Origin of the sequence: Allocatelliglobosispora scoriae (genome assembly GCF_014204945.1) — a bacterium.
In the GTDB taxonomy this organism is placed as follows: domain Bacteria; phylum Actinomycetota; class Actinomycetes; order Mycobacteriales; family Micromonosporaceae; genus Allocatelliglobosispora; species Allocatelliglobosispora scoriae.
In genome coordinates this window covers 1,540,910-1,555,544 of the sequence record NZ_JACHMN010000003.1, presented here as the reverse complement: position 1 = coordinate 1,555,544, position 14,635 = coordinate 1,540,910, and the positions used below count along the sequence as shown (strand labels likewise).

17 protein-coding genes are annotated in these 14,635 nt (G+C 70.3%); 11 read left to right on the top strand and 6 right to left on the bottom strand.

The genetic code is table 11. The features are described from left to right. Positions 1-52 precede the first annotated feature (52 nt). On the top strand, positions 53-517 hold the full coding sequence (locus F4553_RS33455) for a P-loop nucleotide/nucleoside kinase family protein (RefSeq protein WP_312875480.1): 465 nt from the start codon (positions 53-55) through the stop codon (positions 515-517). Positions 518-587: 70 nt separating this feature from the next. Here the strand turns inward: F4553_RS33455 and F4553_RS33450 are convergent, their stop codons facing one another. Together F4553_RS33450 and F4553_RS33445 are read right to left on the bottom strand one after the other, a co-directional pair. Next, positions 588-1,415 carry a hypothetical protein gene (locus F4553_RS33450; RefSeq protein WP_184844420.1) on the bottom strand — a complete coding sequence of 276 codons (828 nt, stop codon included), beginning with the start codon at positions 1,413-1,415 and terminating at the stop codon, positions 588-590. 138 nt (positions 1,416-1,553) lie between these two features. Then, on the bottom strand, positions 1,554-1,820 hold the full coding sequence (locus tag F4553_RS33445; RefSeq protein WP_312875574.1) for a Dabb family protein: 267 nt from the start codon (positions 1,818-1,820) through the stop codon (positions 1,554-1,556). Positions 1,821-1,923: 103 nt separating this feature from the next. On the opposite strand from F4553_RS33445, the gene F4553_RS33440 reads away from it, so the two are divergent. From F4553_RS33440 to F4553_RS33395, 10 genes are all read left to right on the top strand, one after another. Further along, positions 1,924-3,522, top strand: coding sequence for a nitrilase-related carbon-nitrogen hydrolase (locus F4553_RS33440; RefSeq protein WP_184844414.1), 1,599 nt, complete (start codon positions 1,924-1,926; stop codon positions 3,520-3,522). Further along, complete coding sequence (locus tag F4553_RS33435) at positions 3,523-4,326, top strand: oxidoreductase (RefSeq protein WP_184844411.1); 804 nt, start codon at positions 3,523-3,525, stop codon at positions 4,324-4,326. Continuing rightward, entirely contained in the window at positions 4,323-5,282 is a 960-nt protein-coding gene (locus F4553_RS33430; protein WP_184844408.1) for an alpha/beta hydrolase, read from the top strand. Before F4553_RS33435 ends, F4553_RS33430 begins: the two co-directional genes overlap by 4 nt. A gap of 7 nt (positions 5,283-5,289) precedes the next feature. After that, positions 5,290-6,519: an aromatic ring-hydroxylating dioxygenase subunit alpha gene (locus tag F4553_RS33425; protein WP_184844406.1), complete on the top strand. Its 1,230-nt coding sequence runs from the start codon at positions 5,290-5,292 to the stop codon at positions 6,517-6,519. Continuing rightward, the gene (locus tag F4553_RS33420; RefSeq protein WP_184844403.1) at positions 6,516-7,238 is read left to right on the top strand and encodes a hypothetical protein; all 723 of its coding nucleotides are present in this window, start codon (positions 6,516-6,518) and stop codon (positions 7,236-7,238) included. The genes F4553_RS33425 and F4553_RS33420 overlap by 4 nt, the downstream gene beginning before the upstream one ends. Continuing rightward, positions 7,231-8,178 carry a hypothetical protein gene (locus tag F4553_RS33415; protein ID WP_184844400.1) on the top strand — a complete coding sequence of 316 codons (948 nt, stop codon included), beginning with the start codon at positions 7,231-7,233 and terminating at the stop codon, positions 8,176-8,178. The genes F4553_RS33420 and F4553_RS33415 overlap by 8 nt, the downstream gene beginning before the upstream one ends. Further along, the gene (locus F4553_RS33410; protein WP_184844397.1) at positions 8,175-8,948 is read left to right on the top strand and encodes an SDR family oxidoreductase; all 774 of its coding nucleotides are present in this window, start codon (positions 8,175-8,177) and stop codon (positions 8,946-8,948) included. The genes F4553_RS33415 and F4553_RS33410 overlap by 4 nt, the downstream gene beginning before the upstream one ends. Beyond that, complete coding sequence (locus F4553_RS33405; protein ID WP_184844394.1) at positions 8,945-9,595, top strand: hypothetical protein; 651 nt, start codon at positions 8,945-8,947, stop codon at positions 9,593-9,595. The genes F4553_RS33410 and F4553_RS33405 overlap by 4 nt, the downstream gene beginning before the upstream one ends. Further along, the gene (locus F4553_RS33400) at positions 9,592-10,335 is read left to right on the top strand and encodes a maleate cis-trans isomerase family protein (protein ID WP_184844392.1); all 744 of its coding nucleotides are present in this window, start codon (positions 9,592-9,594) and stop codon (positions 10,333-10,335) included. Before F4553_RS33405 ends, F4553_RS33400 begins: the two co-directional genes overlap by 4 nt. A 67-nt stretch (positions 10,336-10,402) precedes the next feature. Then, positions 10,403-11,041, top strand: coding sequence for a hypothetical protein (locus F4553_RS33395; protein WP_184844389.1), 639 nt, complete (start codon positions 10,403-10,405; stop codon positions 11,039-11,041). Positions 11,042-11,304: 263 nt separating this feature from the next. Here F4553_RS33395 and F4553_RS33390 read toward each other — a convergent pair whose 3' ends face one another. The 4 genes from F4553_RS33390 to F4553_RS33375 all read right to left on the bottom strand — a co-directional run bounded on the left by F4553_RS33390 (position 11,305) and on the right by F4553_RS33375 (position 14,633). Beyond that, the gene (locus tag F4553_RS33390) at positions 11,305-12,189 is read right to left on the bottom strand and encodes an aminoglycoside phosphotransferase family protein (protein ID WP_184844386.1); all 885 of its coding nucleotides are present in this window, start codon (positions 12,187-12,189) and stop codon (positions 11,305-11,307) included. Between the two features lie 128 nt (positions 12,190-12,317). Next, positions 12,318-12,752 (bottom strand): DUF3592 domain-containing protein, encoded by a 435-nt coding sequence (locus tag F4553_RS33385; protein WP_184844383.1) that lies wholly within the window; start codon positions 12,750-12,752, stop codon positions 12,318-12,320. 107 nt (positions 12,753-12,859) lie between these two features. Beyond that, positions 12,860-13,999, bottom strand: coding sequence for a ThiF family adenylyltransferase (locus F4553_RS33380; protein WP_246467551.1), 1,140 nt, complete (start codon positions 13,997-13,999; stop codon positions 12,860-12,862). 10 nt (positions 14,000-14,009) lie between these two features. Further along, positions 14,010-14,633 (bottom strand): GNAT family N-acetyltransferase, encoded by a 624-nt coding sequence (locus F4553_RS33375; protein WP_184844376.1) that lies wholly within the window; start codon positions 14,631-14,633, stop codon positions 14,010-14,012. Between the last annotated feature and the right edge of the window lie 2 nt (positions 14,634-14,635).

Genomic DNA, 14,635 nt, shown 5'->3' with positions numbered 1-14,635 from the left:
CGCGCCCATCACCGCGTCGCGAGGTCGCCGCGGCAGCGGCGATGATGGGCCGGTGACGCGACTGATCCTGATGTGCGGGCTGCCCGGCACCGGCAAGACCACCCTCGCCAAGCAGCTCGAGGCCGCCGTCCCCGCCGTTCGCCTCTGCCCCGACGACTGGTTGAGCGACCTCGACATCGACCTCTTCGACCTCGGCAAACGGGCGCGGCTGGAGGAGGTCTTCTGGCGGCTCGCGCAGGACCTGCTCCGGCTGGGCCAGAGCGTGATCCTGGAATCGGGCTTCTGGAGCCGCGTCGACCGCGACGAGAAGCGCCTCGGCGGGCAGGCGCTCGGCGCCGCCGTGGAGCTGCGCTACCTGCACGCGCCGATGGCGGAGCTGATGCGCCGGGTCGCCGATCGCACCGGGCGGGGCACGGTGCCGCTCACCTACGAGCAGATGGCCTTCTACGAGGAGATCTTCCAGATCCCCGACCCCGCCGAACAAGCCCTCTTCGACGCCCCCGCGCACCTCGCGTAGCCGCGTAGTCGCGGCCGCCCGACCTCTTGGCACCGACTCTCGAAGAGTCGGTGCCAAGAGGTCCCGGCTGTCACGGCAGCTGCAGCAGCGGGTTGCCGCCGACCACCGCGGCGTTCCAGGCGTTGCGCGCCTTGATGAAGCGGGGGGACAGCCCCCCGCCGGGGATGACCGCGATCGGCGTGAGCACCGCCTGGCCGCCGACGATGGTGAAGCCCCAGCTGATCGAGCCGCCCCAGGTGGCGGGTGTCGAGTTCGTCGCCTCGAACAGGACGGCGATCTCGAACATCATGCCGCCCACCAGCGTGTCCGCGTTCGGGCCGGTCTTGATCGTGGCGCCCGGCTGGTCGCGCAGCATCGCCAGGGAGAACTTCGTGTTCACCCGCTCGCCGGCCCATCCGCCCGACGGGATGGCCGCCGACCGGTCGCCGCCGATCTCCGGGGTGACCTTCGCACCGTCCTTCTTCGGGTTCTGCGTGATCATCTTCTCCGTGCCGAGCAGGCGCTGCTGCGCGTACCGCGGGTCGCGGTTGATCACAGCGCCGGACCGGTTGAAGAACTGCTGGTCGATGTGGGTCCCGTCATCGGCGGTGCCGTCGAAGACCTGGATCTGGTTGGGCTGGTAGCCGTTGATGCCGTGGTGGGTCACGAGTCCGTTCGAGTCGGTGACGATCGTGTTGTCCTGGACGATCTGGATCAGGCTCACCCGCATCGTGGTGCCGCCGCCCTGGTTCGGCGCCTGCGCGTTGTCCGCGAGGAAAGCGATCTTGAGCTCGGCACCGCGTACCACCGCGGGGTCCTGCTTCTTCTTCGTGGGCTGGTTGACCGCGGTGTAGCCGGTGTCCTTGAGCTCGCCGTCTCCGCCGATGATGAAACTGCCACCGGTGACTGGGTAGGTCATCTCTCGCTCCTCCGTTTGACGATGTCGCGAAGGAGAGCACCGGCGTAGGCCCGCTGATACGGCGACGGCCTGATACAAGATCGTCGGAAATCCGCCAGCACCGGATCGCCCGTAGCACCAACTCTTCAAGAGTTGGTGCTACGAGGTGTAGTCGACGACCGTGCGGGCGGCGAGCCGGGGCTTGAGCCAGACCGCGACCTCCAGGTGGGCCGGGTGCTCCTGGTAGCCGACCAGCCCCGCGGCGTCGTCATGGGTCGTCGTCAGGCACAGATGGGCCGAGACCGGCGTCTTTAATTCGTCCAGACGGACATCAAGGGTGCGGATCTGCGGAACCGCTCCCACCAGCCCTTCCAAAAGATCCTTCGCCTTGGCAGCATCGGAGACGTCGGCAAACGTCATGAGCACCACGTGAACGAGCACTGCGACCTCCGGTTGACCCCTGTTGCAAACGCGGTTCCGAGTGTAGTTTCGGGAAACAGCGTTTCGCTAGGGGAACCGGAGGCCGGAAATGACTCCCGTGAGGGTCGCCGCGGTGCAGCTCGAGGCGTCACAGGATGTCGAGGCCAACCTCGCCTCCTGCCTTCGCCTGATCGATGAGGCCGCCGCGCAGGGCGCGCAGCTCATCGTGCTGCCCGAGTTCTGCAATCATCTCTCGTTCTACGCCGACCGCGCGGAGGCCCACCGCATCGCGACCCGCCCCGGCGACGGTTTCCTCAGCGCGATCGCCGAGCGCGCCGCCCGGCACGGCGCCTACATCAAGGTCAACGTGACGCACGCCTACCCCGACGGGCGCACCGGCGGCACCAACTTCATGTTCGACCCGACCGGCGCGGTCGTCGGCTCCTGCGACAAGCAGACCCTGATGGGGGCCGAGAACGACCACCTCGACCCGGCGACCGAGGTCGGCCCGATCCTTTCCACCCCGCTCGGCCGCCTCGGGATGTATGCCTGCATGGAAGGCGTCATCAACGAGGTCGCCCGGGGTCTCGCCCTACGCGGTGCGCAGGTGCTGCTCAACAGCCTCAACTCCTTCGCCACCGACGAGGCGAGCCTGCACATCCCGGTCCGCGCCGCAGAGAACAAGGTCTGGGTCGTCGCGGCCAACAAGATCGGCCCGCTGCTCCCCGCATCGGATCTGCCCCGAATCAGTGCGGCTCTCGGCGTACCCGCCGAGTGGTTGCACGGTGCGGGTGAGAGCCAGATCGTCGCGCCGGACGGCACGGTGGTCGCGCGCGGGCCGCGGACCGGCGAAGCCGTCGTGATCGCCGACATCGACCCTGACCTCGCCGACGGCAAGCTGCGGCCCGACGGCACCGACATCCTCGCCGCCCGCCGCCCCGAGCTCTACGCCCCGATCGCCGCCGAGCCCCGAGGCCGCAGGTCCGCGGTGGGCGCGCCGGTCCTGCCCGTCGCGGTGGTCCGCGGCTCCGCCGACGAGGTGGTACGCCAGACGGCGCGCGCCGCCACCGCCGGCGCGCTGCTGATCGTGGTCGCCGAGGCGGACCCGGCAGCACTCGTGACGGCGCTCGCGGGCACCGATGCCCACGCCGTCACCGGCACCTCCGACGGTGCCGTGCTCCTCGACGCGACCGGAGTGCTCGGGCACCAGCTCCCGCTGCACCCGGCGGGCGCGGCCCGCGACGGCAAGCTCGCCGACGAGCTGCTCACCTTCGACCTGCCCTGGGGTCGCCTGGCGATCATCGCCGGTGACGACACGATCTTCCCGGAGGCCTACCGCCTCGCCGCGCTCGCCGACGTGGACGTGGTCGCGTCCCCCTTCACCGCGACCGAGGCGTGGGAGCTCGATCTCGGCCTGCGGGAACGCGCAGCCGAGAACCGGCTCAACGTCATCGCCGCGGCGCCCCTCGACCAGCCCTCGGCGATCCTCGCCCTCTCCGGCGACTTCACCCTCTGGACCGCGTGGCAGGGGCCGTTCACCGGACGGATCAGCCACCCCGTGGTCACCGAGATCCCGGCGGGCGAGCCGGTGGGCAGCGCAGCCGTCGCACCCGCGCAGGCCGCCAACCGGCTCGTCTCGCGCCGCACCGACCTCGTCGACGGGCGCCCCTGGCGGCTCGTTCAAGCACTCACGGAAAGGCAGTCCTAGGTGGCCGAGACCCTCCAGCACGTCGAGGACATGGTCGACAATTCGCCCGTCATCGACGTCCACGACACGTTCCACCAGTTCCAGGAGATCCTCGCCGAGCTCAGGGCGAAGATCGACGCGCGGTTCGAGCTGCACCGCGATCCGTCCACTCTGGAGCTCGAGGCCTACGGCGACTACCCGGACGGCGCGGGCGGCTCGCTCGCGGCCTACTCCGGGCCCGAGGTCGACTGGATGGTCCACTCCTGGATCGGCAACCCCAACGCGAGCTTCGCCAACCTGCACCTGACGGTCTGGCTCGGCCCGCAGATCCGGGTGCCGCACCTCGGCATCGCGCTGCTGGTGTGGCCGGGCGGCTGGTTCTACGTCGACGGCGTGCCGCGGACCAACATGGTCGTCGACGGCGACTACTACGACAGGTACTACGCCCCGCTCGACGCCGACTGGCTAACCCTGCGCAACGACCCGGAGTTCGAGTATTTCGTGAGCCGGGCCGGCTTCATCCGGGCCAGCCTCAGCCCCACGGCGTACTGCTACTCCTTCGAGCGCAGCGAGCGCAACATCGGCGTGGTCCGGCAGGTCCTCACCGACTACGTCGACCGCTGGCTGCGGTGGGTCGACGAGGCCGAGCAGGTGCCCGCCGACGAGCGCGAGGCGCAGGCCGCGACGGACCTGGCGATCCGGCGCAACATCGCCGACCGCGACCCGGCCAACGTGATGGGCGTCCGGCTCTTCGGCCAGGAGACCACGGACAAGCTGGTGCGGGCCCTCTGGGGCGGCGACCGGCAGTCGGAGCGTCCGCTGTGACCGTGATCCGCTCGGTCTGGTGGGCCGCCGCGATCCCCGGCTACGACCAGCCCTTCGACACCGCGCACCTGCGGGTCTACTACCCGGCGGCACCCGACGGCAGCGACCGCGAGCGCCTCTCCGGCGTGATGGCCGCCGACGCGGCCGACGCCCCCTTCCCTGTCGCGATCATCGTCTCCGGCGTCAACGTCGGGCAGGACGCCTATCGCTGGCTCGCCTGCTCGCTCGCCGAACGCGGGATCGTCGCGGTCACCTATGACTGGGTCGGCACGCTCTTCGGCGGGCTGCACGGCATCACGCCCGGCGTGGACCTCGACGCGGCCCGGCCCGACGGCTACGGCAAGCGGCCGACGACCCCCTCGCTGCGCCCCGTCATCGACGCGCTGCGGACCATGACCGGGCCGCTGGAAGGGCTGCTCGACCTGGACCGGGTGGCGCTCATCGGTCACTCGGCCGGTGGCACGGTCGCGCTGCAGTCGGCGAGCTTCGTGCCGGAGGTGCGGGCGGTCGCGACCTATGGCGCGCACACCATGGTCGCCACGATGCTCGGCTGGCCCGCCGGGACGGTGCTCCCGGCGCAGGCCGACTGCCCGGTCCTGCTCGTCGCGGGCACCAACGACGGTGTCATCAACGGCTCCGCCGACCGCTACGGCGAGGACGCGGCGACCAGGGTCGACCCGATCTCGCGTACCTTCGCCGAGGGCCTGCCCGACCGGGACGGCGGCAACCTGCTGGTCCGGCTCGCGGGCGCCAACCACTTCGCGATCGTGCACCCGGTCGACCACACCGCCGCGCGGGCCTTCCTGGACCAGCCGGCCGACGGCGATCCGGAGCAGATCCGCCACCTGCTCGCCGACCTGCTCGGCACCTTCTGCCAGGCGCACCTCCGCGGTGACGGTGCCGGCCTGGACAGCGTCATCAAGCGCCCCGGCATCGCCTCGATCCAGCGGAGGTAGCACCACCATGTTGAAGAACTTCTGGTACGCGGTCGAGTTCGCCGACCGGGTCACCACCAAGCCGTCGCGCGTGACGGTACTCGGCCAGCACCTCGCCCTCTACCGCACGCCGAAGGGGCGCCCGGTGGCCCTGTCGGACCTCTGCGTGCACCGGGGTGCGGCGCTGTCGGGCGGGTGGACCAAGGGCGACAGCATCGTCTGCCCCTATCACGGCTGGGAGTACGAGCCCGAGGGCGCCTGCGTGAAGATCCCGGCGAACCTGCCCGGCCGCAGCATCCCCCGCAAGGCCCGGGTGGACTCCTATCCGGTGCAGGAGAAATATGGCTTCATCTGGGTCTTCCTCGGTGACCTCGCCGAGGCGGAGCGCCCGCCGATGCCGGTCTGGCCCGAATTCGACAACCTGGTGGAGAACGGCGGCAAGTTCCGCGCCGTGACCGGCGAATTCCTGTGGCAGGCCAACTACGAGCGGATCCTGGAGAACGGCTGCGACATCGCGCACGCGCCCTTCGTCCACGCCGGCTCCTTCGGCAACCCCGAACGCCCCGAGGTCGCGGAGTACGAGGTCGAGCAGCCCGACGAGTGGTCGGCGTTCGCGACGGTGGACCTCTATCCCCCGCAGCCCAAGGGGATCTGGAAATACCTCAACCGCAACTCCAGCGACCTGAAGAACCGGCCGCCCGTGACGACGAGCGCCGGGTGGATGCTGCCCAACATGATCAAGCTGCATGTCCGGCTGCCGATCGGCGACCTGATCATCTACGACACGAACATCCCGATCGACGAGACGACGACGCTGGTCAAGTGGGTCGCGCTGCGTACCTTCTTCACCGGTAAATGGGCCGACAAGAACGCGATCCAGCGGACGCTGAAGATCTTCTACCAGGACGCGGAGGTGGTCAACAAGGTCCGCCCCGAGTTGCTCCCCTTCGACCTCGGCGCCGAGCTGCACATCAAGAGCGACCAGATCGCCGTCACCTATCGCCGCCGCCGCCAGGAGCTGGCCGAGAAGGGCTGGATGCTCTCCGACGCCGACAAGATCATGGGCGACGTACCGCGCCGCGAGGCGACCGTCATCCCGTCGCCCGCCCGCAAGGAGAACCCGGAACTCGCCCGCGCCTGGGTGCACAAGGCCCGCGGCGAGCACCCCACCGTCCAGGCCGCCTGGGATGCGGCGCAAGCCGCTGAGAACGACGCCGCGAACGCCACCGCGACCGATGCCGAGGAGAAGAACTCGTGAGCCTGCCCTTCGAGCTGTGCGACCGCACCCTCAACCGGATCGTGGCCCGCCACGGCGACCTCGTCGAGGTCGAGACGCCGCTGGCGAAACTGGTCAGCCCGATGTCACCGGAGCCGGTCGGTTCGATGCGCGTCTTCCGGGGCACCTCGGTCGCGAAGCTGGTGTATGTCGGGCTCGTCGTACCGATGATCCACCTCGACAGCCACATGATCTTCGCCTTCACGGGACCGGAGTCGGCGGTGCCGCACTTCACGCTCGACAGCGTCTACGGCGGGTCCTACCACGCGTTCCACCTGGACCTGATCCCCCGGGCCGACCTCGCCACGCACCTCTCCTATGTGGACGCCGCCTATCACCCGCTGACGCCGGTCTTCGAGGCCGCCTCGGCGCAGGAGGGGCTCACGGCGGCTGCCGTCGGGCCACGGCAGCGGGCGGTCATGTCGCCGTGGATGCTGGTCAACCGGGCCACCGAGGAGGCCTTCGCGGGCATCGGCGAGCACGTCGACGCGTACGCCGATCACTGGTCCTCGCTCGTGGAAGGCGGCTTCGACGCCGACGTCACCGCGACCCTCGCCGACACCGACCTGCCCGGCCGCGATGCCGCCGTGCGCGCCAACATCTTCAGCCGCGACGTGGACCCGGTCTGGTCACAGGTCTCCCGGCTGCTCGGCGACGCGACGACCGATGCGCTGCGGGCGGAGCTGATCGCCAATGAGTGAGCCCAGCGAGTGGCAGAAGCGCATCGCGGGTGAGTGGCACGGGCGCCCGTCGCTCTTCGACGCGGCGGGCACGTGGTGCGGCTTCGAGGAGATCCGCCGCTCGTCGGTCTTCGAGAACGGCGTGACCACCTACTACATGGACGGCGGCCTCGTCGGCGGCGGGCCGCTCGCCGGGCAGTTCCGGCTCGGCGCACCCTTCGCCTTCGGTGTCGTCGACTCCGACGCCAACCGGGTCTACACCGGGCCGGACTTCTTCGGCACCGGCCAGCCCTACGGCTCCTTCGTGGACTCGCACTACTACGGCCCCGGGTGGCAGGTCGACCTCAACACCTGGAACCAGGTGCTCCCCGACGGCGAGACCCAGGTCTACTCCTCGGTCCTCTACCAGGGCTGGTCGGTGGTGGGCTGCTTCAACGGCCTCTACACCCGGACCACCGACCACGCCGACAACCCCGACACGCAGGCCCGGGTCGCCGCCTATCTCGCCGAGGAGACCCGGCGCGGCCCCGTCCCCTTCATCCTCCCCACCAAGCAGGCGGGTGCCTTCGTCGGCACCTGCGAGCTCTGGGGCGCGGACCAGAAGCTGCGCGGCAGCGTCGACGTGCGGATCGAACTCACCCCGATCGACCTGCTGCACACCCGGCGCACGCTCGTGCTGACCGGGGCGATCGAGCACACCGCCGAGGTCACCGCCCGGCGCGACGGCAACCGGCACTTCTACGAGGGCCCGCAGGCCTGGGGCAACGGCATCGGTTTCGGCCGGGCCGTCTTCGGCTCCCTGCACCTCGGCGGGGTCACCAAAATCAAGAGCCGCGAGGTCGCCATCGACGCCGAGCCCGGCATGTCGGCCGGCGGGCGGCTCGCCATCGTCTACGAGTTCTCCGAGGGCAACCAGCTCGACAGTGTCCTGCACGGCGTCGTGGAGTGGGAGTCGGCATGAGCAAGGTGGTCGTCGTCACCGGCGGAACCCGCGGCATCGGGCAGGGCCTGGTCCGCGAGTTCGCCGCCCGAGGCGCGAAGGTCGTGTTCTGCGGCCGCTCCCACGAGGCGGTCGAGCGGGCATCCGCACTGGTCCCGGGCGCTTTCGGTGTCGTCGCCGACGTCACCGACCGCGACGCGGTCCGCCATCTCTGGGATGCCGCCGTCGAGCGTTTCGGCGCCGTCGACATCTGGGTCAACAACGCGGGGATGTCGCTGCCCAACCGCAAGCTCTGGGAGCACGAGCCCGCCGATCTCGACGCGATCATCGACCTCAATCTGCGCGGGCTGCTGCACGCCAGCGCCGTCGTGCTGGGCGCGATGACCGCGCAGGGGCACGGCGCCCTGTGGAACATGGAGGGCTTCGGCTCCAACGGCATGACCCGGGCCGGGATGACCCCCTACGGCAGCACCAAACGGGCGGTCACCTACGCCACCGACAGCCTCGCCAAGGAGGTCGAGGGCACCGGCGTCACCGTGCACCACCTCTCCCCCGGCATCGTCGCCACGGACCTGCTGCGCGGCGACTACACCGCGCAGGAGTGGGCGAAGGCGAAGAAGATCTTCAACATCCTCGCCGACCGGGTCGAGACCGTCACCCCCTGGCTGGCGGAGAAGGTCCTGGCCGGCAAGTCCAACGGCGGCCGGGTCGCGTGGCTGACCCGGGGCAAGGCGTTCGCCCGCTTCGCCACCGCCTTCCGCAAGCGCGACATCTTCGGCGAGGAGTCATGAGCACCCCCGCGGACTACCCGCTCATCCTGGCGCTGGAGGATTTCGTCCCCACGCTGCTCGCCTTCGCGGGCTTCTACCTGCTGGGCGGGCTCTCCGGCGATGACCGCCGCGTCCGGCTCGGACGCATCGGCGCGGTGCTCATCGTCGCCGGGGGCCTCGCCAAGTGTGCCTGGAAGATCATCGTCGCCACTGACGGTCCCGATCTGGGCTGGCTCGCCGGCATGCTCTTCCCGCTGATGGCGGCCGGTGCGTGCCTGCTGCTCTGGTCGCTGCACCGCTCGATGCCCTGGTGGCCCTACGCGCTGGTGCCCGCCCTGACCGGCATCGCCGCCGTCGCCATCGGCAGCATCCAGCCGATCTTCGTCCTCGCCACCGCGGGCATCACCCTGATCAGCATCACCGGCGCCGTCATCGCCGCCCGCCGGGGCGCATGGTTCGCCATGGTGCTCTACGCGGTGAGCATCATCGCCGTGATGGGACTCGTACCGCTGCGCCACCATCCCCAGCACGAGACGCTGGGCTTCCAGTGGATCGAGCAGGGCACCAACACCACGGCGCAGGGGCTGTTCCTGCTCGCCGCGTTCCTGACCGTCCGTGCCGTCGCCCGCACCGGCGGCGCCGCCCGCCCCGAGGAGGTGGCCCGATGACCGACGCGCTCGGCTGGCGCCGCAAGTTCGGCGTCATCGCGCCCTCGACGAACACGATCGTCGAACCCGACTTCTACTCGATGACCGTGCCGGGCGTGACCTCGCACTTCTCCCGCATCCACATCCGCAACCAGGACCTCTCCAGCGACGCCGACTTCGAAAACCTGCTCGTGCAGATCCGCGACGAGATCGGCGCCGCCTGCGAGCGGGTCCTCACCTGCGAGCCCGACTACATGGTGATGGGCATGTCGGCGGAGACGTTCTGGGGCGGTGTCGAGGGCAACCGGGAGTTCGTCCGGCAGATCCACGAGATCACCGGCCTCGAGGTCGCCACCGGGGCCGAGGCGTGCGAGCGGGCGCTGAAGCTCTTCGGCGCCCGCCGGATCGGTGTCGTCACGCCCTACCAGCCCGTCGGCGACGAGAACGTGGTCCGCTTCTTCTCCGAGATCGGCTTCGAGGTCCCCGCCATCGAGGGCCTCAAGTGCCCCACGGCGGTGGCGATAGCGCACGTCACCGAGGACGAGTTGCGCCGGGCGATCCTCGCCGTCGACGGCCCGGACGTGGACGCGATCGTGCAGTGCGGCACCAACCTGTCGATGGTCCGCCTCGCCGACGAGGCCGAGCGGTGGCTCGGCAAACCGGTGATCGCGATCAACGCCGCGACCTGGTGGATGGCGCTGCGCGACAACGGGATCACCGACAAGGTCCACGGCGCGGGCTCGCTCCTGCGCGACCACTGACCGTCACCGCGGAGGGCTCGCCGGAGCCGGCCCTCCGCGGGTGCGCGGCGCGGCTACCATGTCGGCCATGATCGACTCTCCCCTCCTGCGGAGCCGCTGGCTGCGCGTTCTCCTCGGCCTGGTCGCGATCGGGGTGGGCATCGCCGGTGCGGTCTGGTTCGACGACCTGTCGCACGAGATCGATCTGCTCCGAGCGGTCCGGCGGCAGGTGCGCGACGACGGGTTCGCCATCATCGCGTTCTTCCTGGTCACTGTTCTGGTCGGCACGCTGCTGCAGGTGGTGCCGGCGGCCGCTGCGGGTGCGTCGATCCGGCACGGTCTGCGGACCACGGCAACGCTGCTCGGCTACGGCGTACTCGTCGCCGGCCTGGCCTGGTTCCTCGCCCCGCTCTCCCCCGAGCTCTCGTCGAACTCCCGGCGATTCGATCCGGGCGCCCTCTACACCACCTGGCTCACCTGTGTGCTGCTCTCCTTCGGCGTCCTCGCCTGCTTCGGTGGCCAGTTCTCCCGCCCTGCGGCCGACCCCGAGCCCGCCATCCTGCAACGGAGGCTCTCGCCCGAGGAACGGCGGGCAGCGGATCCGGCCGCTCCCCTGGGCCCGGTGAACGCGGCGGTGTTCGCCACCGCGGCGATCGGATGGCTCATCGGCGGAATCTGCCTGCTGGTGCTCCTTGTCATCGCCTTGATCCGCCTCATCGGAGGCTGAGTCCGGCCTCCTCCCAGGGCACCCGGCCGGACGCACGCGGGCCTCCGAACCGGCGACTACGCAGCGTCAGGTCAGTCGGCCGGGCGGCACTCACCGACGGCGGCGCTTTGCTCTGCTTACACGGACGCATCACCGGGAATATCCGGATCTAGTGGCCGATGCGTCGGTGTAAGCAGAGCAAAGCGCCGCGCGCACCTTGCGCTCCCCCCGCAGGCACAGTGGCGGAGAGTATCGACCCAGGAGACAGCCGGAGCGGCGGTGTGTCAGCCGAGATCCGCGAGGACGGCGGCGATCTTCAACCTGCCCTCGGCGATCATCGCCGGCGCGGTGTCCCAGTAGTAGGGCATCGCGACGAGTGCCGTCGACAGCGCCCAGCCCCGGCCCCGCCGCCAGGTGTCCTCGTCATAGCCCAGCGCCCGGCGATAGGTCTCCCGCGACGACGCGTCGAAGACGCTCCAGGCCGGTGCGAGATCCGGGGCCGGATCACCGAGACCGAGCGCACCGAAGTCGATGACCGCCGAGAGCCGCCGGTCGTGGACGAGCAGGTTGCCCGCCTGCAGATCGCCGTGGATCCAGACCGGCGGGCCGCCCCAGGGCTCGGCCGACACCGCGTCGTCCCAGGCCCGGGTCACGGCCGCGGTGTCCACGCGATCGCCGAGCTCCGCGATCGCGGTCCGGGTGAGCTCGTCGCGGGCGGCGAGCGGCACACCTCGGTCCATGCCTGCCTTGACCGGGCCGCCGGTGGTGTCGACGGAGTGCAGCGCGAGCACGAAGGCGGCGAGATCCACCGCCGCGCGGTCGAGGTCGACGTTGTCCCCGGCCGGGTTCTCGCCGGGCAGGTAGGGCACGACCGACCACTGCCAGGGGTAGCCCTCGCCGGGCTCACCGACTCCGAGCGGGGCGGGCACGGTCAGCGGCAGATGCGGGGCGAGCACCGGCAGCCACCGCTCGTCGCTGGCGGCCTGGTCGATCGCCCAGTCGATCCGCGGCATCCGGGCGATCAGGTCGTCGCCGAGGCGGTAGAGCGCGTGATCGGTGCCCCCGATCGGCATCGGCGTGACCGGCAGGTCGGCCCACTGCGGGAACTGCCGCGCCACCAGGCGGCGGACCAGCTCCGCATCTGTCCGGATCTCACCCTCGTGCATCATCGACGGCGAGCCTAACGGCGACCACCGCCGCCGACCACCGGTTTCCGCCCGGTGATCGCGGGGCGTTCCCTGCATGCCAGGGCGAGATCCCGACGCCTGGATCAGCGATCGAGCAGATCGACACCGCGTTACCGAGCGCGGCCGGCCAGGACGACGGCTGCGGCGAGCAGGAGCGCCAGAACGGCGAAAGCGGTGAGGCCGCCCATCTGCTTGCCGGTGAGGTCGCCGATCGTGGCCCGCTCCGGCCGCTGACGGTCGAACCGCACGGTCACGTCCTGCCCCGGTTCGACGGGACGGGTCGGCCCCGTGGCGGTCGCCTCGGTGTAGCGGATGCGGCGGCCGTCGGGGTGGGCGTACTCGACGACCGGCCGGTAGAGCGTGCTGGTCCGGCCCGGCGAGCCCACGATCCGCTTCGTCTCGGTCAGCACCTCGATGACGACACCGGGTGCGGAGCCCGCCCGGCGCAGGAAGAGCGCGAGCCAGCTGATCCGTGCCACCGCGAGGACGGCGGCGAGCACGGCGATGACAGCGATCGGCCAATAGGGCCCCGCAACGGTTGCCATGCCGCCGATTCTGCGCGAGCGCCCCCGTCCGGTCATTCGGACGACCGGCGAATCTTGAGCGTTTTCCGTCGCCGAAAGACCGGAAAACGCTCAAGATTCGCCGTGGGCTAGCGGTCCGCGGCCAACGCCAGCGGGTCTGCGGACAGGCCGTCGCGGATGAGGTCGTCGAGGTCGACGTAGTAGCGGCCGGATTCGCACAGCTCGCCGAGGAGCACCCGCCGGGACACATCCGCGACGAGCGCCCCGCCGAGGCTGACCCCCGACGCCAGCTGCGGCCAGCTGCTCAGCGTCACGCCGATCCTCGGGATCGACGCCTCCAGCTTCGGGCTGATCGTGCCGATCATCGCGAGCACCTTCTCGATCACCTCGGCCCTCGTCAGACTGGGCAGGTCGGCCGAGGTGGTCGAGCCGAGGATGCCGTGCAGCAGCGGCCGGTTGGGCTCCAGGTCGAAGCGCTCGATGTCGAGCATGCCCCGGTCGTTGGTGTCCATGACGACCGGGATCCGGCAGCTCCGGGCCCACTCGCGGGCGGCGAGCTTGATGCGGGGCTCGTCGCACTCCTCGACGAGCAGATCGATCGGGCCGGTGCCGCCGGTGAAGAACTGCTCGATGTTGCCGTCGTGCAGCCCGTCGGGGTAGATGTCGATGTCGAGGTAGGGGTCGAGTTCGAAGAGCTGGCGAGCGGCGATGACCGCCTTGTTGACGTTGAGGTCGTGTACGCCGGCCCGCAGCCGGTTGAGGTTCGACAGCGCCAGCGTGTCGAAATCGGCGAGGCTGAACCCTCCGGCGATCCCTTCGGTGGCGAGGGTGAGCGCCGCACTGTTGCCGACCGAGAGTCCGATGATCCCGATCCGGCGGCCGCTCAGGTGCTGCTGCTCCTCCCGACTGATCTTGCCGCGGTTGCGGTCCGTACGCAGGAGGCGGAAGTCGTCCCGGGGCAGCAGGTGCACCAGCCGCCCGGACCAGGGGTAGAAGACCCAGGTGCCGAGCTGCCAGAGCGGGACGCCGCCGATGTACTCGGCGGCGATGCCGTCGAGCAGCGGCTTGTCCTCCCGCAGGGCGGGGTTGAGGGTGGCGACGAGGTCGTCGACCTGCTGATCGATGGTGTCGCAGACCTCGCGTACGCGGTGCGACCCCAGCAGTCCGGCGAATCCCTTCTGGTCCGCCGGTAGGCGGAAGAACTCGGGCTGCCAGGCCCGCGTGGTGCCGACCCGCTTGTGGCGAGCCAGCATGTCGACGATCGTCATCGAATCGCTCCTACTCCAGGCCCGCCGGGCCGGATGTGACGAGCGGCTCCCGGTTCCCGGCCTCCATGATCGCGACCTCGGCACCATCGGGCTTCCACTCGTGCGCCAGTACGGAATAGCTGATCACGTCGTGCCACACACCGTGGGTGTGGAAGAGCTCCCGCATGAAGCCCTCCTGGTGCAGGCCCAGGCGGGTCATCCGGTCGTGCATGCGCAGATAGTCGGTACGTCGGCCACCCCAGATCCGGTGCAGTCCGAGCGGGCCGAACCCATAGGCCATGAGCAGCCGCGACGCCTCGACGCCCCGGCCGACCCCCGCCGATTCGGGGATCACGATGAGGCCGCCGAGCATGGCGTTGCGGCCGTACTCCTCGACGAGCAGCCGCACGACGCCGACGAGGTCGGGTGACGAGTCGACGGTGATGGCGAGGGTGTACTGGGTCCGGGGCTCGCGCCGGGCGGCGACGAGGTGGGCGTGGAGCGCGCCGGGGACGGCCTCGGCGGTGAGCTGGTCGAAGCCCATGAACTGGGTGAGTTCGGGATCGGTGTAGAGCCTTGTCAGTGCGGGCAGATCCTCGTCCTGAAGCTCGCGCAGGACGATGCTGCCACCGTCGATGGTCACGGGGAAAGGCACGC